The organism is Microcoleus sp. A003_D6, from assembly GCF_036702825.1.
Classification (GTDB): domain Bacteria; phylum Cyanobacteriota; class Cyanobacteriia; order Cyanobacteriales; family Microcoleaceae; genus Microcoleus.
The window spans coordinates 96722-122309 of sequence record NZ_JAUBWA010000003.1 but is presented as its reverse complement, the minus strand read 5'-3'; the positions used below and the strand labels follow the sequence as shown (position 1 = coordinate 122309).

Here is a 25588-nt window from a genome sequence, read left to right as displayed (position 1 = left end):
GCCCATCCCACAAGAGTTATTTTTTCTTGTGGGATGGGCATCTTGCCCGTCCTAATTATTTTTGCAAGAGGTCTAATGAGAAAGTCGGTGAAACTTGCGGTAAAGCATCCTCTCCACCGACTTTCCTCCCCCCAAATGTTGCTCAGCTATTGTCGCAACTTCCTCCTGGCAAACACCGCTGTACCAAACCTCTTCTGGCAGCACCAACACCATCGGCCCGTTGCCGCACTGCCCCAAACAACTGCTAGCAACAACTTCAACTTCTGAGGGCGACAATTTCTCAAAAGCTGCCAGTACCTTTGCTGAATTTTCTTTGCGACAAGTGCGGTTTTGGCAAACAAGAACTTGCCTAGAAGATTCTTTGATTTTCATGTTTTTTTACTTGACATTATGCTACATATATGCTATTTTTTTATCATGGGAATAGGTGCGGCCATATATGCCCAAATTGTAGGAAAGTCGTTAAAAACTTTGGACGGGCTAGAAGCCCATCCCACAAAGCATTAAACTTGAATTGCATTCAATCGCTTTGAATTCCTCAAATTATTGTGGGGTGGGCGGAACGCCCGCCCTAAAAATACAATTTAGATGCGGGATAGCTTAAGACTTCAGCGCACCCTACGGTTAATCCGATGATAAACCTTTTGAGGCCAACCATTGTCGATCGAACAAACGCGACTGATACCGAGCCCCGCCGTCGCAGAGTACCGTAACAATCGTATGTCCGGGCCCCATTTGCTTCGCTAAAGCCACCGCCGCCCCCACATTAATCCCCACAGAACCGCCCATAAACAGCCCTTCTTTCCTCAGCAGTTGGTAAATCACCCGGACAGCTTCAGTATCGTCAATTTGAATTGCGTCATCTACCGGGGCATTCTCCATATTTGCAGTGATGCGGCTGGTGCCAATTCCCTCAGTAATCGAACTACCTTCCGTCTTAATTTCCCCAGTTTTGAAATAACTGTAAAGCCCGCTGCCCCTCGGGTCTGCCAAGACAATTTTAACAGCAGGATTTTTTTCTTTCAAAAACATTCCTACCCCAGCAAAAGTGCCGCCAGTACCGGTAGCTGTTACCCAAGCATCAATTTTCCCGTTAGTTTGTTCCCAAATTTCCGGGCCCGTTGTCTCGTAATGAGCTCGGCGATTGGCTAAATTGTCAAACTGATTTGCCCAGACAGCATTCTCCATTTCCGCAGCCAATCTTCCCGACAATTTGACATAATTATTCGGGTCTTTGTAAGGAACAGCGGGAACAGTCCGAACTTCAGCGCCCAAGGTTTTCAAAGCATCGATTTTTTCTTGAGATTGGTTATCGGGAATCACAATCAAACATTTGTAACCTTTAGCGTTGCAAATGTGTGCCAAACCGATGCCAGTATTGCCAGCAGTGCCTTCAACAACGGTGCCGCCCGGTTTCAGCAAGCCTTTTTCTTCTGCATCTTTGATGATGTATAAAGCGGCCCTATCTTTAACGGAACCGCCGGGATTGAGAAACTCTGCTTTGCCGAGAATTTCGCAGCCGGTTTCATCGCTGAAGCTGTTTAAGCGAATTAGTGGTGTGTTGCCGATTGTGCCTACAAAGCCGTTTTTAATATCCATATTTTTTGCGTGTTTGCATCCTATTATTAATTTTTACAAGAAGTTGATATTTATTGCTAGCAGTTCTACCAAATCTTGCTCATATTGAGTACGAATCCCGGCAAAACGGGGTCGCCGCTGACTGTCGCGGGATTCTCCAAACATTCATCTGGCAAACCGGGACGGTAAATGTAAACTCGGCAATTTTTGCGGTCAATTAACCAGCCTAACTGCACTCCGGGTTCTCTCATATATTCTTGCATTTTTTCTTGTAGCGGCTCTAAGTCCTCAAAATCCGGTCTGAGTTCAACTACAAAGTCAGGGCAAATTGGGGCAAATTTTTCTTGCTGTGCTTTTGATAAAGCATTCCACCTTTCTAGTTTAATCCAAGAAGCGTCAGGCGATCGCACGGAGCCGATCGATAAAGTAAATCCCGTACAAGAAGCAAAGCCAACGCCAGTTCCGTCTTCCTCTGTCCAAATGCCCAATTCTCCAGTTAAAATAGCATTGCGGTTGCTGCTGATTCCGCCAACAAGAGTCAACAATAGTATTTCTCCTCGCTGGTTGCGTTCAATTCGCAAGTTGCGATTGATTTGACAGAAGTCGAAAAACTCGTCCTCTGTCATTTGCAACTCTGGCGGCATTCGCAGTACGATCGGAGATGACAGCATTTTGCCTTTCCTCAAATCTCAATTCTCAAACAAAATTGCATAATCAGGACTTACGCGCGGCGCGATGGAAGAAACCGGGTTTTTTATCGAATCTGCGGGCTATAACCAAGTATTTTCGTAAAAAAACCCGGTTTCTGGGCCCCATGCGTAATTCCTAATAATTTCTGTGTTTGTAGTGAGGACTTCAGTCCTCATAAAAAAGAGGGAAGGACTAAAGTCCTGACTACAAACCTAGTGGTAAATTAAACCTATTTGTTCGGCTGAGGAGTCATCCGCAAATAAGGCTTAATCGGCGTATAACCTTTGGGAAATTTCTCTGCTAACTCTGCGGGGTCGGTAATCGAAGGGACGATTACGCAATCGTCGCCGTCTTTCCAATCAACCGGAGTCGCAACGCTGTATTTGTCAGTAAGTTGCAAGGAATCAATTACCCGCAAAATCTCATTAAAATTCCGACCAGTGCTCGCCGGATAAGTAATGCTCAAACGCAATTTTTTTTGCGGGTCAATCACAAAAACTGTGCGGATTGTTAAGTTGTTCAGCGAGTTGGGATGGATCATGTCGTAAATGTCGGAGACTTTACGATCGCCATCTGCTAAAATCGGATAATTGAGGGTGACATTTTGAGTTTCCTCAATATCTTTAATCCAGCCCATGTGAGAATCCACATCATCGACGCTGAGGGCAATGGTTTTGACGCCCCGCTTTTCAAATTCAGACTTGAGACGGGCCACTGCACCGAGTTCTGTGGTACACACTGGAGTATAGTCTTTCGGGTGGGAAAACAACACGACCCAGCTATCCCCAGCCCAGTCGTAGAAATTGATTTCCCCTTTGGAGGAAGCTTGGGTAAAGTTGGGAACTGTATCGCCTAATCGCAGAGTCATAACTGATTTCCTCTAATTTTATTTAAGGACTGTTCCTTATCATGCCATAATTGTCCGGTTTCTCGATCGAGCTTTACATGATTCTCAACTTTTTGGTCGATCGCCCGCCAATTCCACTAATGTAATGTATGTGCGGCTTCTAAGCTGTGGAGCATTTAAAATAGTATTGTAGGGTGCGTCAGCCCTATCTTGTTTCCCTTGCTTAGTAAGTGTTCTAGCTGACGCACCCTACAGGCCTCGTTAGTGGTTTAAATGTCGAACAGCTTACCGCTAAATTTTCTTCCTATGCTTTACTTTTTGCTTAAGGCAATACAGCCTGTTTTAGTCCCGCTGTGTTTTGTCTCCGCCTGGGGTTTAGTTTTTTTGCTCTTTTCGAGTATCGGGCGTGCAGTCGCCGACTCCCTGCGCCGAGCTCAGCGGATGCACCAAATCCCTTGTGCTAACTGCGTATTTTTCACCGGCGACTACCACCTCAAGTGTCCCGTTCAGCCTACTATAGCTTTATCTGAAGATGCGATCGACTGTCCTGATTATCGATCGCATTCGGGAATTTACGGTTAAAAAATCCGGTCGCCGCTTTACATATTTCTTAACATTTCTGGCTCTTTCAATTAAACTTAAGTTGTGGTAAAGAGATTTTCAGGAGTGTGGAAAGAATGCTAATTCAAAAGCTAAATGCCTGCGAGGAGTTTATTGCTGGCGACGGTACTCAACTGCGAGAATTGCTGCATCCAGACAAACAAGCTGTGGATTTGCGTTACAGTTTAGCCCATGCCACTTTGCCAGCGGGACAAACTTCTGCGCTGCACTCCCTGACAACTTCTGAAGTTTACTACATCCTCAGCGGCGTTGGAGAAATGCACATCGATGGCGAAAATCAATTCGTGGAAGCCGGAGATGCAGTTTACATTCCCCCAAACGCCAAGCAGTTTATTTACAACTGCGGCACGGAGCCGCTAATATTTATTTGTATCGTCGATCCCGCGTGGCGAAAGGAAGACGAGACAATTTTCCAGTAATTTTCTAGTTTTTATCCTTTTGTACTCGTTAACAGGCTCTGCCCGGTAACGCGTCTCTAGAGGCTCTGCCTCTACTAGACCTCTTGCAAAAAATCCTTTTCATCAATTGATGGGACGGGCAAGATGTTCATCCCACAAGAAAAAATAAATCTTGTGGGATGGGCATCTTGCCCGTCCTAATTATTTTTGCAAGAGGTCTACTGAAAAAACATCACCAACCGAAAATCTATTTTAACAACAACTTTAACAACAACAGCACCCAGCCATATGTACCGAGTGATTTCCTCTTTTTTAAACTTCGATGCGGAGTTGCAATAATCCTCGGATTCAGTTGCATTGCTCCCCTCTAATTAGTTGAGGAAGTATCAGCTTTGTTGGTGGGTGCTGCTATTGGTTTTTGATGAGACAGATGTGAGAATAAACAGCGTTTTACTCCTTAGATTCTATTGTGAACTTCGCTGTGGTATCTAGATGTTGTATCTGTCGGAGAAGCTTTTTGTTCGCTTCATATTATTAATTTAGCACCTTCTTCTAGAAGCGCAAGTACCTGCAACTAAACTTTACAAAAGAAGGAAGAAGGAAGAAGGAAGAGGGAAGAGGGAAGAGGGAAGACACTCCTCTATGGATATAGATAATTACGACTAATTATGAAGTTAAATTAAGCATTGAGCTTTCTAGCTGCTCAGCTAAAATAGTAGAGTTCGGCAGTGCTTGCTGCTGCGAGAAACGGCATAATGTGTGTATGAAAACAACCAAACTCATCAAACTGTGCGCCTTATCGCTCAGTATATTTCTGCTGTGCAGCAGTGCAGTGACAGCGCAAACGACGGCGAACCCTCAACCTGGGCAGACTTACACTAACCAAGAGATTCTGCAACAGTTGCTGAAGGCAAAAGTCGTGTATCTGGGAGAAACCCACGATAGCGCGGCAGACCACCAAGCTCAACTGAAGATTATCCGAGAAATGCAGCGGCAAAATCGGAAAATTGCGATCGCGATGGAAATGTTTCAGCGTCCGTTTCAAAGCGCGATCGACAACTACTTAGCAGGTAAACTGACCGAAGAGCAATTAGTCGAGCAAACAGAGTACGATCGCAGATGGCGTTTTCCCTGGGAATCTTACGCCCCCATTTTGCGGTTTGCCGCATTAAATCAACTACCTGTCCTCGCCTTAAATACACCCTCCGAAGTAACGAGAAAAGTTGCCACTCAAGGTTTAGAAAGCCTCACAGCCGAGGAAAAAAAGCACATTCCCCCAATATCCGAAATTCGCACCGACAACGCCGAATATCGCCAACTGCTGCTAGAAGTTTACCAGCAACACCAAAAGGCTGAACAGGGAAATAGTACGGGTTTTGAAAGATTTTTGCAAGCCCAAGTTTTGTGGGACGAAACTATGGCGGAAAAAATCGCCCAATTTGTCAAAGCAAACCCCGACTATCAAGTTGTGGTGTTGGCGGGGAAAGGACACATTATTTACGGTTACGGCATTCCCAGTCGCGTCGAGAGGCGTTTGGGTGTCGGGAATGTAAAAGTGCGATCGGTCTTATTCAATTCCAGTGAAAATCTTCCTTTGTCCGCAGATAGATCCATTGCTGACTTTGTTTGGCAGCATTAGACCTCTTGCAAAAATCCTTTTAATCAAATTCTGGAACGGGCAAGATGCCCATTCCACAAGAAAAAAAAATTTGTGGGATGGGCATCTTGCCCGTCCTAGTTATTTTTGCAAGAGGTCTATTGATTTGATACGATCTCAAAAATATAACCCACTAAGCCAGAGGGATAACCAAATCGTGAAAGTCAAGCGTCTAAAAATGAACTCATTCCGAGGCATCAGCGATTTGACCCTTGAGTTTGATACCGATGAGCCGACTGTGTTCATCGGTATTAACGGTGTGGGGAAGTCCAGCATACTTGAGTGTTTGGCTATTCTTCTCTCCTGGCTGACAAAGCGAATTCAAAATCCCAATAGTTCTGGACGTTCTTTCAAGGAAGATGATATCAAAAAAGGATGCAAAGAAACTCACAACGAAATTACAATTTCAATTAATGACTGGCCGGAAGTGGTATGGTCTTTAACCAAGGCCAGTAAAGGGCGAAGCAAGGATACTAGCAGCAACCTTGGGGATTTAAAAAGAGTTGTCGATCGCATACACAGTCAGTTAGATGCTAATTCTTATGCAGCCTTGCCTCTGGCTGTTTACTACCCAACTAACCGTGCCGTACTTGATATTCCTTTGAAGATTAGGACGAAACATTCGTTTGAGCAGATAACTGCTTATGATGAGGTTCTCACGGGAGGGCAGATCGATTTTAGGCGCTTTTTTGAATGGTTTAGAGATCGGGAAGATTTAGAAAACGAAGAACGACTAAATAATACTAATGAGTATCGCGATCGCGAACTAGAAGCAGTCAGATATGCGATCGCTAAATTACTAGACGGCTGGTCAAATTTACGGGTTAGGCGATCGCCTTTGCGAATGACTGTGGACAAACAAGGCGATGAACTGATCGTCAATCAACTATCCGATGGTGAAAAATGCTTGTTAGCACTAGCAGGAGATTTAGCAAGGCGTTTGGCGATCGCAAATCCGAATCCAGATTGCAATCCGCTTGAGGGTTCCGGCGTTGTTTTGATTGACGAGATTGAGCTCCACTTGCACCCAAAATGGCAACGGGCGATTATTCCGAACCTGAAAAAAACATTCCCAAATTGCCAGTTTATAATTACGACTCATTCGCCACAGGTAATCAGCGATCTCAAATGGGTTCATCTTTTGAGGTCAACATCGGAAGGAATTGCGATCGATCGAGTACCATCCTTTGGGAAAGATAGCAATCGGATTCTAGAAACGCTTATGGGAACTCCAGAACGTCCGCAGCAAATTAAGGAAGATTTACGTGAATTGTTTGGCTTGATAGACAAGGGCGAACTCGGAAATGCACGGCAATTGCGCCAAGAATTAGCACACAGAATGGGAGAAGAAGATCCTGAATTTGTGAGAGCAGATTGGCTAATTCAACGCAAGGAAATTCTCAATAAATGAAATATATTCAAAAGGGGAAAGAACCTCAAAATTTTTCCGACTGGAAGGCTACACAAAAGTCTCTCGGTGTCAACTATGATTACAAGTATCTTTCCAACCCTGAGAAAGCAGCGGTACACATTTCTTTGCTAAGTGAACAAGGCTATATTTGCTGCTACTGCTGTAAGAAAGTTGAGCAAAGTAATAGCCATATTGAACATCTAGCCCCTCAGAGCAAGACTGATTCAGAATTATCTGTTGATTACACAAATATGCTAGCTTCTTGTGGCAGAGATCCAGATTGGCCAGAGTATTGTGGCAATAAGAAGCAGAATCTTGCGATCGGGGTTTCGCCACTACAAGCCAACTGTGAAGAATTTTTTAATTACTCTAGCACTGGTGAGATACTGCCAACTGCAAATAATTTAGCTCATCAAAAAGATGCTCAAACAACCATTGAAGTTTTGGGACTCAATCATTATGACTTAATGCAGGGACGAATTCAAGCACTTGAAGCATTACAAGGAATCATGACACAGCAAGAGGCCGAATTATTAGCTCAAGTTTGTCAACAAATGAATGCACAAGGGCGATACCAGCCTTTTTGTAATGCAGTTTTCTATTTTCTAAAAAATTATTTTGGTGTTTCTTAAGTTTAATGTTACCAAAAGATTGCGCGATAGACCATCGGACTTAATACAAATTCGGCACGCGCCGCATCACGCGCTCGCACAAAATTAAATCGCCCGATCGCAGATTGCAGAAACTCGATGCACCAAGGCACAGTTTACATATCGCTCATCGGTCGGTTATATTTACTACAAACCGCGCGCCCGGTGTGGGAGACTCCTCAGTCACGCCTGCCCGGTTTTTTATTGGTGACAATTTATTTAACTAATATATATTAAGGAAAGAGACAGCGATCGCCTTCCTTTGCTAAAATTTAGCTTGGAAATGTCAAGATGATCTTGTCAAAATATCAGGAAATACCGTGAACAATAGACCAAAAATTCTCGCATTTGCCGGAAGTACCCGCGAAGCATCCTACAACAAACTGCTGGTAAAAGTTGCGGCGGCTGGGGCTACTGCGGCGGGTGCAGAAGTTACTTATGTAGATTTGCGCGATTTGCCGATGCCGCTATTTGACGAAGATTTGGAAGCAAAAGAGGGAATGCCAGAAAATGCCCGCAAATTGAAGGAATTGATGGTAGCGCATGACGGGTTTTTGATAGCTTCCCCCGAGTATAACAGTTCAATTACGCCTGTGTTGAAAAATGCGATCGACTGGGTATCGCGCCCAGCACCGGGTGAACCGGGATTGGTGGCATTTACTGGCAAAGTAGCGGTAATTATGAGTGCTTCCCCAGGGGGAATGGGCGGTTTGCGGGGATTAGTGCATTTGCGATCGATCTTGGGGAATATTAACGTATTGGTACTGCCGGATCAGAAAGCAATTCCCCAAGCTTTTGAAGCATTTAATGCTGACGGTACGATGAAAGATCCCAAACAGCAGGACTCTGTTGAGAATCTCGGTGCTAAGTTGTCTAATGTGCTGTCGAAATTAATCGCATGAGGCAATAAATTGATTTTGCAGTAGGGACACAGCAATGTTGTGTCCCTAATCCTAGTATCTGTTATTTTGCTGTTTGCATCAAGTGCGATCCATAGAATAAAAGCCTTGAAACGGCATTGTTAAAATGCCCAATATCCGACTAATTTCATTAATAAAAAAGTCTCGCTTGTCAATGAAAATTGTGCTGTTACTCAATTTAAGAAACTTCCAATCAGTACCCGTAGTAACAGCCCCATAAATGCTTTCAATTTGCTCTCCGCTGCGCTGATTAAATAATTGGGCGGCTACCATTTCTGCAATACACTGACCTAAACCGGATTTAATACTTTCATTTTTAGCCTCTGTGAGAGTAATTACCGGGGCGCGAATTTCATAGGAATCCTTCGATGCAGTGAGAATATAATCGCAATACCCGTTTAAGCCCGCTTCTACATCTACATTGAATTCTGAACCAGAGAAAAAACCAACTTGAAAATTAAATTGCCGCCTGACTTCCAATAATATTGGAGCAATAATTAACTCAGCGCGAGCCTTTTTTGTATTAATTGCAGTAGCTAAAGACAGGTTTTCATTGAAAGTAGTTTGCAAATAGGAACTTGGCTGTACCTCTGGGATATCACCAAACAAATCTAAAGGTTCTTCTACGGTTAAATTAAAAGATTCTCTAACTTTCGCTAAAGTTGTAAAGTCCCTGTATGCCACAGGTTAACCTCCTTGCTCGATTTTGGCGATCGCATTCTCAAATTGCTACAATTATAATTGATTGCCTGTTATACTCACCCCCAAATTAACATGACATTCACCGGAGACCCAAATTCAGCACCTGTTTTACCGACAGCCGAAGAAGCAGCGGTTGCAAAAATCAGCAGCCGCGCTTTAGAGTCGCACTTGCAAAATCATCCGTCTGGCGAATCCCTCAAATTGATATTAAACGAAAAAGAGGGCAAAACAATTGATATACCTGCCGCTGCATTACCTCTGCTGTTGGCGATTTTGCAACAAACAAGTAGCGGCAATACTGTCAAGCTGATTCCGCTTACTAAGGAACTCGATATCTGGCAGGTTGCTACAATACTGAATGTTGACCGCGAGTATGTGTGGCAGTTACTAGATGATGGCGAAATTCCTTATAAAATGGTACAAAGCTGCCGTCGGATTCGTTACGAAGATGTCATGAAATATAAAAAGCAGGATTATGACAAAAGAAGTAAAATCCTTGACGAACTTGTGGCAGAATCAGAAGCACTCGGTTTGTACGACTAACTCATGAAAATTGTCAAAGTTGTCTGCGATGCTAATGTGTTATATTCAGCCGCACTCCGCGATTTGTTGATGGAACTAGGAGTTGGTGAGGTATTTGAACCGAGGTGGACAGAAGAGATTCACGAAGAATGGATAAGAAACGTGCTTCTGAACAATCCAAATCTTACATCAGAACGACTTACCAGAACCAAAAATATGATGAATGCCAGCATTAAGAATTGTTTAGTGCAAGGCTATGAAACAATTATACAAGATTTGGAACTTCCCGATCCGGGCGATCGCCATGTTCTAGCAGCAGCAATTCTTTCTAGCGCGGATTTTATCGTTACTTTCAATCTCAGAGATTTTCCTGCTGACAAACTCAGACAATATAATATTGAACCGCTGCACCCAGATCGGTTTATCCTGCGCTTGCTCAACTTCAATTGGCAAGGTGTATGCCAAGCAGCGGAAAAACAAAGAATCAGGCTCAAGAATCCGCCAAAAACGCCTGACGAGTATTTGGAAACGCTGGTAGAATTGGGACTGCCGCTGTCAGCAACTCGAATGCGAGAATTGTGCTATGCTGATTAGCCCGATCGCTTATTTAAAATTTATTTTATAGAGATAATAGCTAGTAGAAAAATTACCACAAATTGTACCAGCACCGCATCACCCGATCGACGTAAAACAAAACCACCCGATCGCAGATTGGCAGAAATAGACAAGAGTAGGCATACTTAAACCATCGGTCATCGGTCGGTATATTTCTTCCAAACCGCACGGCAGGCGCGGGAGACTCCTCCGTCACGCCTGCCATGCAGTTTTATTTAATAATTGTGCGATTTGTGCGATCGCAAATTATACCAGTTCCCAAAAAGAATGAAACTGTAGATTAGATTCAAACCCTTAGAGAATTAGTAATTCCTTAATCGAAAATCAAAAATCGAAAATCGAAAATAGTATCACCCCATTTTTTTCTTCTTCCAAGCCTCAACAAACGGCAAAAACACCGACACCAACTCCTGCCGGTTCATCACCAAAGTCGGATAAGAAATCCTGCCGTAATTCTTCCCCACTTCCAGCGGAAAAATCGCCTGGGATTCCAGCGGCAGCCAAACCGCACCCGCAGCCTTCACAATTACCCAACTCCCGGCTATATCCCAAATTTTCGGAGTCGCTTCCACCCCTCCCATAGCCGCACCCGAAGCCACCGTCAAAAAATTGTAACTAGCCATACCCAACATCCGAATTTTACTCGGAAGATGAGGCCCGATTCCCACACTCCGGGAACACAAATTAAAAATATGATTTCCGCTCATTTTATCAGCAGTCGGACTAATCGGCCGACCGTTTAAAAACGCACCTTGAGGCATATTTGTCAATACATTGTCACCCACCAAATCCCCTGCATAAAAACCGTGAAAAAATTGATTCACCGGTGGCAAATGCACGCAGCCAAAAACCGGAGTTCCGCGATACAATAAACCCAAAGAAATTCCCCAAATCGGAATTCCCCGCGCAAAATTAGTTGTAGCATCCAGAGGATCGACAACCCAACACCATTCAGTACCTGGGAAAACGTGTTCTCCTTCCTCGCTCAAAATTCCGTGACTGGGAAAACTAGATACGATCGCACTTCTAATCTCCGCATCCGCCCAATTATCAGACTGCGTAACCAAACTCCCATCATCCTTCTCATCCGCTTGTGCAGAACCGAAATCTTTCAAAAACTGCTGCCCAATTGTGTTGACAGTAGTCTGAGAAAAAGTTAAAATAGAATCCCAAAAATCTTTCATTTGTATTTTGTTGGTACGATAAGACGGCGGTTGAAACCAGGTCTACAAAAACGAAGACGGCGGTTGAAACCAGGTCTACAAAAACGAAGACGGCGGTTGAAACCGCGTCTACAAAAACGAAGTCCGCCTCCGCGGACTGAAGATAACTTTCTTCAACCCGCGGAGGCGGGTTTTGTCTGTATAGACGCGGTTTCAACCGCCCGGTCTTCTTCTCTCAGTCTAATTCATTTCCAAGAATAGTGGCGATCGCACTTTTAGCATTATCCTGAAACTCCCCAACATCCACCCTACCCAACAGCCAAACAGCAAGAATCATACCCACCGCCGGCACAGCAAAAACCAACCCGTAAGCCAACATCGGCACCCCAAACAAACTTCTGCCCAAATCCAAAATAGCACCGCCGCTAATCGTCGCCACACCACGCGCCATCGCCTGCGACAAACCCCAAGCGCCAATAAAAGTCCCAGCAGTTTCAGCAGCAGTCAAATCCAACATCAAACTCAGCGCACCAGTCGTCGTAATTCCCGAAGCTAAACCAAACAACATTAAAGCCGACTTAAAAACAATTGGATTTCCTGTAAATCCAGATAAAATAATTAAACCAAAACAAGCAGCCACCGACAAACAGCCCAACCTAATCGTATTTTGCTTGCCAATGCGCGGCACAATTAAAAAACCAGTTGCGCTCAAACCAAAAAGCACACCAGTACCATAAATAGCATTCAAGCGAGTAGTTTCCGAAATCGGCATCTTAAAAATTTCCCCGCCGTAAGGTTCCAAAACCGCATCCTGCATAAACAAGCAAATTGTCATAACCAGCAGGAAAGTAAAAAACAAACCGGTTTGGCGGCTAGCAGTCAAAATCCGCAGCGCACTTCCCAACGTAATTTTATCTTCTCGATTCACTGCGGACGATCGCGCCCCGTACCGCGAATACTTTTTCTCAACCCCAAAAGTTGCAATCCCCACCAACAGCAAAACAACCGCCGGCACCTTCACAAACAAACCGTTAATCGAAGCCTGCAACACTTCCCGCGGCACATCTCCATCAATTTGCTTCAGCAAACCGCTGCTAACAATCGCCCCGATAATAATACCAACCATCAGCATCGACCACACCACACCCACCAACTTCGATCGATCCTCCTCATCCGAAACATCCACCAACAAAGCAGCAAAAGGAGTCGAACTAGAACAAATAGCAATACCGTAAAGCGCAAAAATCAAACCCAACAAACCAACCCAACCGTAAGTAGCAGTCGTCCATCCCACAGCCTCCAAACTGCCGCCCAAGCCCCACATCACCTGCACCGCTAAAAAAGCAGAAATCGCAAACAAAACGCTTCCTACCCACACATAACCCGTGCGGTGATGGCCAAACAAAGGCTTGGCATCAGACATTTGCCCGAACCACACCCTAGCCGGGGCGACAAACTGGTGCATAGCCAGCGTACCAGCCACCACAGTAGCCGGAATCGCCAACTCCTTAATCATCACGCGATTGAGCACCCCCAGCGTCAAAATCGACATCATGCCCAATCCCATCTGAAACAAACCCAACCGGAACATAGTCACGAGGGTAACTCTCTTGATAGCAGGAGTCGCGGAATCTGTTAATCTTGAATCTGGTAAACGGTCGATCGACATAACTATTCAAATAAACACAGCATGACTCATTTATAGTAACTGAGATACCGCAACCAGCCGCCATTCTTCCCTGGGCTAGAAGCTCGATCGCAATTATTCGTATAAATTCATATAAAAATAAAGAGAATCAAGAATTATGGATTTAGCAAGCGTGACAACCATTACCCTAGGACAAAATGGCCCAGCCGTCATTCCCCTGTGCGTCGGAACTTGGGCTTGGGGCGACAAACTATTTTGGAACTACGGCAGCAACTACGGCGCCGCCGAAGTAGAAGCAGCATTCAAAACATCCCTAGACAGCGGAGTCAACTTTTTCGACACAGCCGAAGTCTACGGTAAAGGCTTGTCAGAAGAATTGCTGGGACAGTTTATCAAAAAAACCAGCCAACCCGTGCAAATAGCCACCAAATTCGGTCCCGTACCTTGGCGCATCACAGGAAAATCAGTTTCCGACGCCTTGAGTGCCAGCTTAAAACGCTTGCAAGTAGAACAAATAGCCCTCTACCAAGTACACTGGCCATTCACTTTTTTACTGAGTCAAGAAACCCTGATGAACGCCTTAGCAGACGAAGTAAAACAAGGCAGAATTCAAGCAGTAGGAGTCAGCAACTATTCAGTAGAACAGATGCGCGAAGCCCACAAAATACTAGCAGCCAGAGGAGTTCCCCTAGCAACAAATCAAGTCCGCTACTCATTGCTGTCGCGGCAAGTAGAAAAACAAGGAATTGTGAGTGCAGCCCGCGAATTGGGAGTCACAATTTTAGCTTACAGCCCCTTAGCCCAAGGATTGCTCACCGACAAATACACCGCCCAAGTACAACCTACAGGAGCCCGCAAAATGGACTCCCGCTTCAGCAAAAGCGGCATCGAAAAAATCGAATTAGTCATGTCTACCCTGCGGAAAATGGGCAAAAAGCGCGATCGAACTCCCGCCCAAGTTGCCCTAAACTGGTTGATCTGCCAAAACAAAGTCATCCCCATTCCCGGCGCCAAAACCGCCCAACAAGCCCAAGAAAATGCAGGCGCATTAGGCTGGAATTTGAGCCAAGATGAAGTCAACCAACTAGAATTAATGACACGTCCCTGGCTAGAATAAGACGACTTATTCACTGGTAGTCAGAAACCGGGTTTTTTCACAAAACACACAGATTTTACCCTGCAAATTTGGTAAAAAACCCGGTTTCTTTAGCTTAATGCGTAAGTAAGTTTTGTTCTAACTTTTATATCCGTTAAATCCGTTAAAAAATCCGTTGCCGAACTTCCTTCTATCCGTTACATCCGTTACACCCGTTAAAAAATCCGTTGCCGAACTTCCTTCTTACCATGAAAATATTAACTGATTGGGGTTTCACGCGCGAAGGCTGGCGCAACAACAGCCGCGGCGAATATTTAGTTTTGCTGCAAGGAGCATTGCTCGCAGGATTTGCAATCTTACCAGTTTATCAACTGCCAGGATTCAAAATTCAATCAACTCAACTACTTTTTTATCTTAGCTGGACTCTAGCAAGTATTCTCAGCTCGATCGGATTAATTTTCACAATCAAAGCACTAATAGACTTAGGAAAAAACCTCACCCCGTTGCCCTATCCCAGAGAAGACGGAGAATTAGTCCAAACAGGCATTTACGGAATGGTGCGACATCCCTTGTACAGCGGCTTAATCTCAGTCGCCCTGGGCTGGACACTTTTTCAAATGAGCATATCCCATTTAATAGCCACTGCAATTTTACTAATATTTTTCGATATAAAATCCAGTCGCGAAGAAACTTGGCTGAGCGAGAAATATCCCGACTATTCAGAATACAGCCAGCGAGTAAAAAAATTAATTCCCGGAATCTATTAACATCTCCACATTCATCCGCGTTAATCTGCGTGCATCTGCGGTAAAAAATCGTAAAAAAAATTAAAAATACTTGCGCTCGTCTTTATTTGAAAGTTAGTAACAATCGGTGTCGGGTGCGATCGCCCTTTCCAAAAACCTTTAAACAAGCCCCCGAATTTATTAGACCTCTTTCAAAAATAACTAGGACGGGCAAGATGCCCGTTCCAAAAAAAACATTTTTTCTTGTGGAACGGGCATCTTGCCCGTTCCAAAATTTTATTAAAAGGACTTTTGCAAGAGGTCTATTCGCGATCACAATCTCAAATCTCAAATCTCAAATCTCAAATCTCAAATCAGATGACGGCGCAAATCAAATATACTCCAATACGGTTCAGTTAGTGCTAAAAAAACCGATCGTGCGTAGGTTGGGTTTCGTTCCTCAACCCAACCTTTTCGCTATAATTTTCCTTTACTGAACCGTATTGAAATATACTCAATCAGCATTCTTGCCAAATTCCTGAAATATTAAATGTAACTCGGAATACAAACTCAAACCTCAAATTGACCGGCCCTCCGTTAAGTCCCTTCCTAGCCCAGCCGCCAGCAAAAAAATACTCCATAAAATCCGCCTTAATTTAAGTTGTCAATTCTCTCCAAATCGCTCAAAATTAAAATAAGAAATAAAATGTAATATTTATCTAACTTCTCACAGAAGAATTAACCGCTAAATGAGAGCCACCCCTCCTGTGGAGCTGCCGCCACCCGGGCCAACCGCAGAAACTCCCCAAGCCTCCCGCCTCAGCCCGCTCTTCAACCGCCTGCACCCCAGCCCCGAAACCCTCCTGCTCATCCTCTCCCTAGTCATAGGGGGAGTTACGGGCGCAGGGGTCGTCACCTTTCACTATCTCATCAAATCGATCCACAGCCTGATGCTGGAAGACTTCATGGGGGCGATCGCCTCCAAAGGCCCTTGGACGCTAGCCTGCATTCCCACCCTCGGCGGAGTCATCATCGGGCTGATGCGCTGGCGGTTTCGGGATTTTGGCCCGAATATGTCTTCCTTAATTGCAGCCACCCGCGGCCTGCAAGAACTCTCCCCCCTCAAACCCATCACCAAAATGGTGGCAGCCTCAGTATCCCTCGGCACCGGCGCATCCCTCGGCCCCGAAGCCCCCAGCGTCGAAATCGGCGCTAACTTCGGAATGCTGCTGGCTCAAGTCTTGCAGCTCTCCCCAGAACGGCAGCGCTTGCTCCTCGGCGCGGGAGCAGCAGCAGGTTTATCCGCCGGGTTTAACGCTCCCATCGCCGGAGTATTCTTTGCCTTAGAAGTTGTGCTCGGCAGCACCTTCGCCACTTCGTCAGTCAGCGTTGTCTTGCTATCGGCCGTAGTTTCGGCGCTGATCGGTCAAATTTGTTTGGGAGCTCAGCCGGCCTTTGCTTTGCCGGTCTACGATGTCCGCAGCCCCTTGGAACTGCCTTTTTACATGGGATTGGGACTTTTGGCCAGCGTAGTTTCCCTAGCCTACACAGAAGCAATTCAATTAGCCGATCGCTGTTTTCAAGGAAAAGTCCGAGGATTTGCTCGGCTCGGACGACTGCCCCGACCGCTTCACCCGATCGTCGGCGGGGCTTGCGTCGGCTTAGTCGCCCTGCAATTTCCTCAAATTTTAGGTGTCGGCTACGAAACAGTCCAAGCAATGCTCCAAGATGTCAAGTTTTCCTTGCCTTTGCTGCTGCTGCTGCTGTTTGTCAAACTGGCGATGACCGCAATCAGCCTCGGCAGCGGTTTAGTGGGCGGCATCTTCGCTCCGGCGATGTTTTTGGGAGCTTCCCTGGGTTCGGCTTACGGCCTCTTTTTGGAAATGCTGCCGGCTTTGGGCGAACACGTTGCCGGCCCTCCCGCCTACGCAATGGTGGGAATGGCAGCCGTGCTCGCAGGCAGCGCCAGAGCACCGCTGACAGCCATCCTGTTGATGTTTGAATTAACCCGCGATTACCGGATTGTATTGCCTTTGATGGCCGCAGTCGGATTGAGCGTTTGGCTGGTGGAGTTTGTCAATCGCCGATCGGCAGCCCACAGCCTCAACCTTCAGCAAATGGGCGTAGACGTAGCTGTCAATGAGCCGATCAAAGCTAGGGAACAGTTGCAGGATTGGGAAGACGCTTTGGGCGATCGCATCGTCACAGAACTGATTTCTTGCCAAATTCCCATTGATGAGGAACACAGCAGCGACGAGCCTGTGCTGGCGAGTGCTAACGCACATTTGGCGGAAAATGTCAAACCCTTACCTGAAACAAAATCAGCCGTTTGACGGATCTCAAATCTCGTTGCTTCGCCACAAAACCGATAACCTCAAAGCTAAATCTGACAACTATGATATTTATCAACCCGAAAACCAATTATGCCTTCAAAAAAATCTTCGGTTCCTCAGAAAGCAAAGAGATTCTAATTAGCTTTCTCAACGCCTTAATTTATGAAGGCAATCCCACCATCGAAGACTTAGAAATAATCAACCCAAATCTGCCGCCCAAACTAGAAGGCTTAAAAGATAGTTATCTGGATGTGAAAGCCAAACTAGACGATGGCAGCTTAGTCATTATTGAAATTCTAGTTCTCAACGTTCAATATTCTGGCAATCGGGTGTTGTACAATGCAGCCAAAACCTACGCATTTCAATTGCAAAAAGGAGAAGGCTATCGAATGCTCAAGCCATTAATAGCTTTAACCATTACAGATTTTGAAATGTTTCGCAACAGCCATAACTTAATTTCGCGATTTGTGTATAAAGAAGTTAAAAGCAATTTAAACTATCCGGAAAATGACATGAATTTAGTGTTTGTAGAATTACCTAAATTCTCTAAAGAAGCAAGTCAACTAGAAACTTTGACAGATAAATGGATATATTTCATGAAATATGCCAGAATTCTCTCAGAAGTTCCCGAAACAATGGATAGCGTACCGGAAATCCACAAAGCATTCGATCTTGCCAATGAAGCCCGGTTAAGTCGGGAAGAAGTAGAAGCTTTGGAACGCATGGAACAGTTTATTCACGACCAACAGGGGGCAATTATTAAAGCTTTTGAAGACGCAAGACAGGCAGGAATACAGGAAGCAAGAGAGGAAAGAAAACGAGAAGAAACGCTAGCGATCGCCAGACAATTACTATCACGGCTAGATGACGAAACCATCAGCCAAACTACCGGGCTTAGCCTTGAGGATGTAAGGAATTTGCGCTCGTCAGGTGATTCCTGACACTTGCGACAAACTATGCCTCACTGATTTAACCCCTCCTACCAAATTAAAGCCATGATATTTATCAACCCAAAAACAGATTATGCCTTCAAAAAAATCTTCGGTTCCTCAGAAAGCAAAGAGATTCTAATTAGCTTTCTCAACGCCTTAATTTATGAAGGCAATCCCACCATCGAAGACTTAGAAATAATCAACCCAAATCTGCCGCCCAAACTAGAAGGCTTAAAAGATAGTTATCTGGATGTGAAAGCCAAACTCAGCGATGGCACTTTAGTAATTATTGAAATGCAAGTGCTCAACGTCCAGTCTTTTGGCAAGCGAGTTTTGTACAATGCAGCGAAAACTTACGCTTTTCAATTGGAAGCAGCACAAGGATATCGATTGCTGAAACCAGTGATAGCTTTGACAATTACTGATTTTGAAATGTTTGCGAACACCGAAGAATGGATTTCGAGATTTGTGTTCAAAGAAGTCAAGAAAAACTTTACTTATCCCGAAAACGATCTGGATTTAGTGTTTGTAGAGTTGCCGAAGTTTACTAAAAAAGAGGAGGAACTTGAAACACTAGCCGACAAATGGATTTATTTCATGAAAAATGCCAGAAGTCTGACATCAGTTCCCGAAACAATGGATAGCATACCGGAAATACATGAAGCTTTTAATATTGCGAATCAAGCCAAGTTAAGCCGGGAAGAAGTGGAAGATTTAGACAGGAGAGAACAGTTTATTTATGACCAACAGGGGGCGATTATGAAAGCTTCTCAGGAAGCACGAGAACAAGGCATCGAACAAGGCATAGAACAAGGCATCGAACAAGGCATAGAACAAGGCATCCAACAAGGCATCCAACAAGGCATCGAACAAGGCATCGAACAAGGCATCGAACAAGGCATCGAACAAGGCATCGAACAAGGCAAGCGAGAAGAGAAGTTGGCGATCGCCCGACAATTACTCTCACAGCTAGATAATGCCGCGATCGCGCAAGTTACGGGGCTTAGCGTTGAGGACGTGCAAAATTTGCGGGGCGATTCATAGTTTAAAGTAATTGGGTACAGGAAGTGGAGCTAGACTTAGTGATGAACGATTTTTGATTATGGATTCTAGCAAAAAACTACTGATTCTCGATCTTGATGAAACTTTAATTTATGCTACCGAAGCATCTCTCCCTCGGCAAGCTGACTTTTTAGTGGAGCCATATTACATTTACAAACGACCGTTTCTAGATGTCTTTTTAAAGAATTGCCTAGACTGGTTTGAGGTGGCAGTTTGGACATCTTCTACGCCGTCTTATGCGATCGCAATTGTGTCAGCCATCTTTGAATATCCCAAAACTTTATCGTTTGTGTGGGCAAGCGATCGCTGCACGGTTGCTTACGATATTGAATGCTTTGAATATTACAATCGCAAAAACCTAAAAAAGGTCAAGCGCAAAGGGTATCGTCTAGAGTCAATCATTGCAGTGGATGATACACCTCAAAAGTGGGAGCGCAGCTATGGCAATCTGGTGCGAGTAAACCCCTTTGAGGGGGATGAGAGCGATGATGAATTGAAGTATTTGCTGCTTTACTTGGAGCAACTGAGATATGAAAAAAATATCCGCACTGTCGAGAAAAGGTTCTGGCGAAATCGGCTTACCAGATCGATGGGTGAGTCAGATATCTCAAACACTTCGTCAAGTGGCATCACAAATCGATGAAGCCGACGGCATGAATATCTTGGTGCTGAGTTTGATGTTACTTGCCGTCGCCGATCGCCCACCCTCAACCCCTCGACATCGCAGACAGTGGCGCTACCCTCAAATTTGGTCTAAAATAATCAAAAATTATCAACAAGCCCAGAGGCGCTTCGGTGACTTCTAACGAGGGAACTGCACAAAACGAAAGTCAAAAAATGCCAGGAAAAACCCCCTTGGGTTCTAGCTACTACGGCTTGTTAGGGCTGCATCCTTCAGCCTCAGCGATCGCAATTAGGCGATCGTACCGGGAACTGAGCAAACTCTACCATCCCGATACCACCGACTTGCCACCCACAGTCGCTACCGCCAAATTTCAGCAGCTTAACAACGCCTACGCCACCCTCAGCAACCCAGAACGCCGCCTCGCCTACGACCTCAAAATAGGCTATTCTCGCATGAACGTGATTCAGCAGCCCCCGGGCTTCAACACTCCGGTTTCTCAATCGCGGGCAAAAAATTTTAACTCGGCTTACCTCGATCCTGCGGATCGCCCCCTTTCTCCTGGAGAAATATTCGCCCTGTTTATTATGGGGGCTACCTTAGTCGGATGTTTGGTACTGGCGATCGCGATCGGCCTAATTCGTGGGAGTTAAAATTAAAAAAGATGCCAGCATTTTTAAATTTCCGGCGAAAATTGAGTCCAATCTAAAATCTAAAATCTAAAATCCTATGACTCTTCCCTCCGCTGACACCCCTTTGTACAACCATCCTCTCCCAGAAATCGAACAGTGGCTAAAAAGTCGCGGCTGCGAGCAAAACCTGCGAGAACTGCACTGCTGGAACATCGATCGACCTGCATGGAAAGCAGAACTCTCCCTCGACATCGACCAACTCACCATCCGCTACATCAATGCTGGAAACGACGGCCAAGATATTCAGCGCTTCTTCAAATACTCCCTGTCGCGTCAGGACATTGAAGCTGCTGTTTTCTCAGGGCCCTAATTCGATTTTAGATTTGAGATTTTGGATTTTAGATTGATGGATTGTCGGTGAATGTACAGAAAAGTGGCGTTTTTGTCTGTATTTTCCCATCTAAAATCGCAAATCTAAAATCTCAAATCGTTACACTTTTCCAAATCGGCGGCTGCGTTTCTGATAAGTAGACAAAGCGCGGTGAAACTCCGATCGATCGAAATCCGGCCACAGCGTCTCAGTAATGTAAATTTCCGAATAAGCCATTTGCCAAAGCAGAAAATTGCTCAACCGCATTTCCCCGCTAGTCCGAATCAGCAAATCCGGGTCGCAAATATCAGCAGTATACAAATAGCGTTTAAATAAAACCTCATCAATCTCCTCCGGCTGCAACTTGCCTTCCTGCACCTGAGTGGCGATCGCCCGACAAGCTTGTACAATCTCCTGGCGCCCGCCGTAATTCGTTGCCACCGTAAACAGAATTCCCTGATTGTGCCGAGTGGCCGTCACAGAACGCTCTATTTGGGCCTGCAAAGACTTCGGCAAAGCCTCCAAATTCCCCATAAATTGAATTTGCACGTCTTCGTCCACCATCTCTCGCAATTCTTGCCGCAGCTTGCCCTCAAACAAACTCATCAAAAAATCCACCTCTCCGACCGGCCGCCCCCAATTCTCCGTCGAAAAAGCATAGGCCGTTAAAGCTGGAATCCCCCAATCTTTGCAGCAGCGCAGCAGTTCTTTGAGAGTGCTAGCTCCTCGGCGGTGTCCCGCAATCCGCGGCAACCCCTTATTCTTAGCCCAGCGCCCGTTCCCGTCCATAATCACTGCTATGTGCTTAGGCAGTAGTTCTTGTTGCAGATCCTCCGGCAACTTTTCCAAGCAAATTCCTTGACTCATGGTTTCTCCCGATTACCCGACCGGCGCATTATCCGCTTTAACAGTGTCACTCCCTTCAATCCTATCTGCCGTCCGAGATTGCCGATCGGAATTGGAGCCACAGCTCTTTCTCCCTCCGACGGAAACAGCTTTGCTTCCAGCAATTCTTTCAGTTTGCTGCTAGTTAAAGGTCGATTTAAAGTTCCCATCTGCGCCAAAGAAATAGAACCCGTTTCCTCGGACACCACCACGCACACGCAAGCTTGCACCCGTTCCGTAATCCCCATCGCCGCCCGGTGGCGGGTTCCCAACTGCCGCGACGCGCTGCGATCGGACAAAGGCAAAATTACCCCCGCCGACACGATCCGCGAAGCTCGAATCAAAACAGCCCCGTCATGAAGCAAAGTTTGCGGTTGAAAAATAGTCTGCAACAATTCTTTAGAAACTTCAGCATTTAGCTTCACTCCCGGCACCGAAAAATCCCGATCGTCGATCGGAGAATCTGTTTCGACAATTAGTAAAGCGCCCGTGCGGTTTTGCGAAAGTTCTTTTACTGCGTCCACAATTTCATCTATTACGCTGTCCGGTTCGGGATTTTGTCGGCGATCGCGTCCAAACAATTGTCTAATTTCCCCCCGACCCAATTGTTCCAGAAATCGGCGAAACTCCGACTGCAATATTACCGCCATTGCCACAGCCGAACCAGTCACCAAGCTGTTGAGGGCAACGTGCAACAGCCTCAATCCAGCCCAGTTGCTCAGCGCCGCCGCCAGCATCAAAATGATAAATCCCCTTACCATCCACAGCGTCCTGCGCTCTCCAACAATGACGAGCACCAAATACGCAAGCGCAAATACCAGTCCAATATCGATCGCCTGAATCAATAAGGACTGAACGAGGCCAAAGTCATAGCCAGATTGTTGATTGTTCATGGTTCATCGAACCCTACCGCCTGTGAACCGCGAACCGTGATGCACTCTAACCCATGAACCATGAACAGTTATTATTCCAATCGCGTGACTGAACAAGCCAAAAGTAAAAAGTTAAAAGACAATCATCAAGAATTCAAAATGAATTATCTTTCTTTTTACTTTTTACTTTTTGCTTTTTACTTTTTACTTTTTACTTTTGAGTTCCGAGTCGTTCAGGAAGGCGGTCAAACCTCAGCAAATCTTGGTAAGTTTCCCGCTGTACGATCGTGTTAACTTCCCCATTTCTCACCAAAACCGCAGCCGGTCTGGGCACTCGGTTGTAGTTAGAAGCCATGCTGTAATTGTATGCTCCTGTAGCCGTGACGACGAGGACATCTCCTGCCTGACACTCTGGCAACTTAGCATCTTTAATCAGAATATCGCCTGATTCGCAGTGTTTGCCAGCAACTGTCACTGTTTCCGTTAAGGGAGCAGACATTTGGTTGGCTGCGAGAACTCGATAAACTGATTGATAGGTAATTGGACGCGGATTGTCCGACATACCGCCATCGACTGCTAAATACGTCCGCATTCCCGGAATGACTTTTTGAGAGCCAACGGTATAAGCGGTGACGCAGGCTGTACCCACGAGCGATCGACCCGGTTCGCAAAGCAATTTAGGCAACGGCAATTGATGTCGATCGCAAGCTGCTATCACTGCGGTGCAAATTGTATGAGCCCACTTTTGAATGCTCGGAGGATCGTCCGCTTCAGTATAGCGAATGCCCAACCCGCCGCCAATATTAATTTCTGTCGGTTTTAAATCGTAACTATGTGCTTTTGTCAAGGCCTGAATTATGACTTCGGCTAAATCATGATGGGGTTTCACTTCAAAAATCTGAGAGCCGATGTGAGCGTGTACTCCCACGCACGATAACGACGGTTGCTTGCTGAGGAAACTAAAAACTCGATCGAGGGAATTGGGATCGAAGCCAAATTTACTGTCGATTTGACCAGTTTGAATGTATTCGTGAGTGTGACACTCAATTCCAGGGGTAAACCGCACCATAACCCGTGTCGGCCCGCCTGTCTTGCTGCTGACACCCAATTTTCCCAACTCTGCTAGAGTCTCCAAATCGAGCCAATTGTCGGCTACGGTAACGCAGCCACTTTCGACAGCTAGCTGGATTTCCTCGCGGGATTTGTTGTTCCCGTGAAAATAGATTTTGTCGGGATTCACGCCGGCTTGCAGTGCGGTGTAGATTTCCCCCGCAGATACCACATCTATGCCTAAACCTTCCGAAGCTGCGATCGCGCAAACTGCCAAACAACTCCAAGCTTTAGAAGCATAGAGCACTTGAGAAGATCCCGGATAGTACCGTTTAAAAGCATCTCGGTACTGGCTGCTGGTCGCTCGCAGCGTTTCTTCATCTAAGATGTACAGTGGCGAGCCAAATTGCTCCACCAAAGCTGTCACCTCGCAGCCTCCTATTTCCAACCGATCGCGACTGTTAACACTGGCTGTCAGCGGTAAAAGTTCTTGATTGGGCGATCGACTTTCCCTGGCATCTTGAGACTCAGACAGGTACTGAAGTCCAGATTCCACCCCGACAGATTGAGTTGATACCATCGCGAAATAACTATCCTTACTGTGTTCTCCAGTGTACAATTGACCGCAAGCAATTGGGTCATCAGCCCCAGATTGATGCTTTTGAGTAATTTTAAAATCTAAAATCTAAAATCCCCTGTGCGTTTTATAGAAATTAAACATCTCGCCCCAGAACACCTGCCTTGTGCGGTAGAACTCGATCGACTTTGTTTTGGGGGTATTTGGGCGATCGAAGGCTACAGGCGCGAGTTAGACAGTCCTAACAGCGATTTACTCGGTTTGTGGACGCGGGAAACTGAGGACTGCGAATCAGCTCAAAACGGGGCGGGCACGCACCATCCACCGCCCCTACAAAACCAGGCGGGCACGGGGGCATCGCCCCTACAGATTCCCCCAACTCTCATCGGTATCGGTTGTTTGTGGGCGATTTTAGAGGAAGCTCACATTATCATGCTGGCAATTCATCCTAGTTTTCAACGTCAGGGTTTGGGACAAGCTCTGCTTTTGGCTTTGCTGAAATCGGCTCGCGACAGACAATTAGAGCGATCGACTTTAGAAGTGCGGGATTCTAATTTAGCCGCAGTTTCTCTGTACAAAAAGTTTGGTTTTAAAGAGGCGGGACGGCGGAAACGATACTACGAAGACACTGGAGAAGATGCTCTGGTAATGTGGCGCAGCGGCTTGGAAAAACCCGAATTTCAGGAATATTTGGCGGTTGAGAAACGGGAAATGTGCGATCGGCTGTATGAGAAAAAATGGCATTTGGCGATCGATAGTTTTGAGTTGTGAGCATGAGGCTCCAGAAACCGGGTTTTTACGACAATACTTAGTTGCTGCCCGTAAACTCGGTAAAAAACCCGGTTTCTTTTGTAGGTAGAACTTACGGGGTTTAGAAACCGGGTTTTTACGACAAGACGCGTTGCAACCCGTAGATTCGGTAAAACCCGGTTTCTTTTGTCGGAGTGCGTAATTCCTAGTAAATTTACGGTATCAAATACCGCAAAAAGCTTTAATTTGTATCTCAAGAT

The 25588-nt window shown here is 45.6% G+C and carries 29 protein-coding genes; 18 read left to right on the top strand and 11 right to left on the bottom strand.

The window, feature by feature from the left end:
* Window positions 1–72: 72 nt before the first annotated feature.
* From QUB70_RS02150 to QUB70_RS02135, 4 genes are all read right to left on the bottom strand, one after another.
* Window positions 73–372: a (2Fe-2S) ferredoxin domain-containing protein gene (locus tag QUB70_RS02150; protein WP_332978092.1), complete on the bottom strand. Its 300-nt coding sequence runs from the start codon at window positions 370–372 to the stop codon at window positions 73–75.
* A 252-nt stretch (window positions 373–624) separates the two neighbouring features.
* Window positions 625–1599 carry a cysteine synthase A gene (locus tag QUB70_RS02145; protein ID WP_332978091.1) on the bottom strand — a complete coding sequence of 325 codons (975 nt, stop codon included), beginning with the start codon at window positions 1597–1599 and terminating at the stop codon, window positions 625–627.
* Window positions 1600–1664: 65 nt separating this feature from the next.
* Window positions 1665–2249, bottom strand: coding sequence for a Uma2 family endonuclease (locus QUB70_RS02140; protein WP_332978090.1), 585 nt, complete (start codon window positions 2247–2249; stop codon window positions 1665–1667).
* Window positions 2250–2497: 248 nt separating this feature from the next.
* Window positions 2498–3136, bottom strand: a complete 639-nt coding sequence (locus QUB70_RS02135) for a peroxiredoxin (protein WP_332978089.1) — start codon at window positions 3134–3136, stop codon at window positions 2498–2500.
* Window positions 3137–3421: 285 nt separating this feature from the next.
* On the opposite strand from QUB70_RS02135, the gene QUB70_RS02130 reads away from it, so the two are divergent.
* The 6 genes from QUB70_RS02130 (at window position 3422) to QUB70_RS02105 (ending at window position 8754) form a co-directional block, all read left to right on the top strand.
* On the top strand, window positions 3422–3697 hold the full coding sequence (locus QUB70_RS02130; protein WP_332978096.1) for a hypothetical protein: 276 nt from the start codon (window positions 3422–3424) through the stop codon (window positions 3695–3697).
* 95 nt (window positions 3698–3792) lie between these two features.
* Window positions 3793–4155: a cupin domain-containing protein gene (locus QUB70_RS02125; RefSeq protein ID WP_332978088.1), complete on the top strand. Its 363-nt coding sequence runs from the start codon at window positions 3793–3795 to the stop codon at window positions 4153–4155.
* Window positions 4156–4897: 742 nt separating this feature from the next.
* The gene (locus QUB70_RS02120; RefSeq protein ID WP_332978087.1) at window positions 4898–5773 is read left to right on the top strand and encodes a ChaN family lipoprotein; all 876 of its coding nucleotides are present in this window, start codon (window positions 4898–4900) and stop codon (window positions 5771–5773) included.
* A 175-nt stretch (window positions 5774–5948) separates the two neighbouring features.
* Window positions 5949–7202, top strand: coding sequence for an AAA family ATPase (locus QUB70_RS02115; RefSeq protein ID WP_332978086.1), 1254 nt, complete (start codon window positions 5949–5951; stop codon window positions 7200–7202).
* Window positions 7199–7834, top strand: coding sequence for a retron system putative HNH endonuclease (locus QUB70_RS02110; protein ID WP_332978085.1), 636 nt, complete (start codon window positions 7199–7201; stop codon window positions 7832–7834). Before QUB70_RS02115 ends, QUB70_RS02110 begins: the two co-directional genes overlap by 4 nt.
* Window positions 7835–8172: 338 nt before the next feature.
* Window positions 8173–8754: an NADPH-dependent FMN reductase gene (locus QUB70_RS02105; RefSeq protein ID WP_332978084.1), complete on the top strand. Its 582-nt coding sequence runs from the start codon at window positions 8173–8175 to the stop codon at window positions 8752–8754.
* A gap of 78 nt (window positions 8755–8832) precedes the next feature.
* On the opposite strand, the gene QUB70_RS02100 is transcribed toward QUB70_RS02105, so the two are convergent.
* Complete coding sequence (locus QUB70_RS02100; RefSeq protein WP_332978083.1) at window positions 8833–9456, bottom strand: hypothetical protein; 624 nt, start codon at window positions 9454–9456, stop codon at window positions 8833–8835.
* A 90-nt stretch (window positions 9457–9546) separates the two neighbouring features.
* On the opposite strand from QUB70_RS02100, the gene QUB70_RS02095 reads away from it, so the two are divergent.
* Both QUB70_RS02095 and QUB70_RS02090 read left to right on the top strand, forming a co-directional pair.
* On the top strand, window positions 9547–10017 hold the full coding sequence (locus QUB70_RS02095) for an excisionase family DNA-binding protein (RefSeq protein ID WP_332978082.1): 471 nt from the start codon (window positions 9547–9549) through the stop codon (window positions 10015–10017).
* Between the two features lie 3 nt (window positions 10018–10020).
* A complete protein-coding gene (locus tag QUB70_RS02090; protein ID WP_332978081.1) occupies window positions 10021–10590 on the top strand; it encodes a PIN domain-containing protein in 570 nt (189 codons plus the stop codon).
* Window positions 10591–10642: 52 nt separating this feature from the next.
* On the opposite strand, the gene QUB70_RS02085 is transcribed toward QUB70_RS02090, so the two are convergent.
* The 3 genes from QUB70_RS02085 to QUB70_RS02075 all read right to left on the bottom strand — a co-directional run bounded on the left by QUB70_RS02085 (window position 10643) and on the right by QUB70_RS02075 (window position 13443).
* Entirely contained in the window at window positions 10643–10816 is a 174-nt protein-coding gene (locus QUB70_RS02085) for a hypothetical protein (protein ID WP_332978080.1), read from the bottom strand.
* A 145-nt stretch (window positions 10817–10961) separates the two neighbouring features.
* The gene (locus tag QUB70_RS02080) at window positions 10962–11795 is read right to left on the bottom strand and encodes an inositol monophosphatase family protein (RefSeq protein ID WP_332978079.1); all 834 of its coding nucleotides are present in this window, start codon (window positions 11793–11795) and stop codon (window positions 10962–10964) included.
* Window positions 11796–12009: 214 nt separating this feature from the next.
* Entirely contained in the window at window positions 12010–13443 is a 1434-nt protein-coding gene (locus tag QUB70_RS02075; RefSeq protein WP_332978078.1) for a BCD family MFS transporter, read from the bottom strand.
* 151 nt (window positions 13444–13594) lie between these two features.
* Here QUB70_RS02075 and QUB70_RS02070 point away from each other — a divergent pair, with 151 nt between their 5' ends.
* The 9 genes from QUB70_RS02070 (at window position 13595) to QUB70_RS02030 (ending at window position 21194) form a co-directional block, all read left to right on the top strand.
* Window positions 13595–14539, top strand: a complete 945-nt coding sequence (locus tag QUB70_RS02070; protein WP_332978095.1) for an aldo/keto reductase — start codon at window positions 13595–13597, stop codon at window positions 14537–14539.
* Between the two features lie 227 nt (window positions 14540–14766).
* Window positions 14767–15285, top strand: a complete 519-nt coding sequence (locus QUB70_RS02065) for a methyltransferase family protein (protein WP_332978077.1) — start codon at window positions 14767–14769, stop codon at window positions 15283–15285.
* 707 nt (window positions 15286–15992) lie between these two features.
* Window positions 15993–17576: a chloride channel protein gene (locus tag QUB70_RS02060; protein ID WP_332978076.1), complete on the top strand. Its 1584-nt coding sequence runs from the start codon at window positions 15993–15995 to the stop codon at window positions 17574–17576.
* 62 nt (window positions 17577–17638) lie between these two features.
* Entirely contained in the window at window positions 17639–18517 is an 879-nt protein-coding gene (locus QUB70_RS02055; RefSeq protein ID WP_332978075.1) for an Rpn family recombination-promoting nuclease/putative transposase, read from the top strand.
* A 54-nt stretch (window positions 18518–18571) separates the two neighbouring features.
* Complete coding sequence (locus QUB70_RS02050; RefSeq protein WP_332978074.1) at window positions 18572–19552, top strand: Rpn family recombination-promoting nuclease/putative transposase; 981 nt, start codon at window positions 18572–18574, stop codon at window positions 19550–19552.
* Between the two features lie 58 nt (window positions 19553–19610).
* Complete coding sequence (locus QUB70_RS02045; RefSeq protein ID WP_332978073.1) at window positions 19611–20213, top strand: HAD family hydrolase; 603 nt, start codon at window positions 19611–19613, stop codon at window positions 20211–20213.
* Window positions 20194–20376: a hypothetical protein gene (locus QUB70_RS02040; RefSeq protein WP_332978072.1), complete on the top strand. Its 183-nt coding sequence runs from the start codon at window positions 20194–20196 to the stop codon at window positions 20374–20376. The genes QUB70_RS02045 and QUB70_RS02040 overlap by 20 nt, the downstream gene beginning before the upstream one ends.
* 31 nt (window positions 20377–20407) lie before the next feature.
* The gene (locus tag QUB70_RS02035) at window positions 20408–20845 is read left to right on the top strand and encodes a J domain-containing protein (protein ID WP_332978071.1); all 438 of its coding nucleotides are present in this window, start codon (window positions 20408–20410) and stop codon (window positions 20843–20845) included.
* Window positions 20846–20921: 76 nt separating this feature from the next.
* On the top strand, window positions 20922–21194 hold the full coding sequence (locus tag QUB70_RS02030; RefSeq protein WP_332978070.1) for a DUF3143 domain-containing protein: 273 nt from the start codon (window positions 20922–20924) through the stop codon (window positions 21192–21194).
* Between the two features lie 120 nt (window positions 21195–21314).
* Here the strand turns inward: QUB70_RS02030 and QUB70_RS02025 are convergent, their stop codons facing one another.
* The 3 genes from QUB70_RS02025 to lysA form a co-directional block, all read right to left on the bottom strand.
* On the bottom strand, window positions 21315–22061 hold the full coding sequence (locus QUB70_RS02025) for an isoprenyl transferase (protein ID WP_332978069.1): 747 nt from the start codon (window positions 22059–22061) through the stop codon (window positions 21315–21317).
* Window positions 22058–22972 carry a diadenylate cyclase CdaA gene (cdaA, locus tag QUB70_RS02020; protein ID WP_332978068.1) on the bottom strand — a complete coding sequence of 305 codons (915 nt, stop codon included), beginning with the start codon at window positions 22970–22972 and terminating at the stop codon, window positions 22058–22060. The genes QUB70_RS02025 and cdaA overlap by 4 nt, the downstream gene beginning before the upstream one ends.
* Before the next feature lie 190 nt (window positions 22973–23162).
* Window positions 23163–24581, bottom strand: coding sequence for a diaminopimelate decarboxylase (gene lysA / locus QUB70_RS02015; RefSeq protein WP_332978067.1), 1419 nt, complete (start codon window positions 24579–24581; stop codon window positions 23163–23165).
* 117 nt (window positions 24582–24698) lie between these two features.
* Between lysA and rimI the strand changes: the two genes are divergently transcribed.
* A complete protein-coding gene (gene rimI, locus QUB70_RS02010; protein WP_332978066.1) occupies window positions 24699–25349 on the top strand; it encodes a ribosomal protein S18-alanine N-acetyltransferase in 651 nt (216 codons plus the stop codon).
* Window positions 25350–25588: the final 239 nt, after the last annotated feature.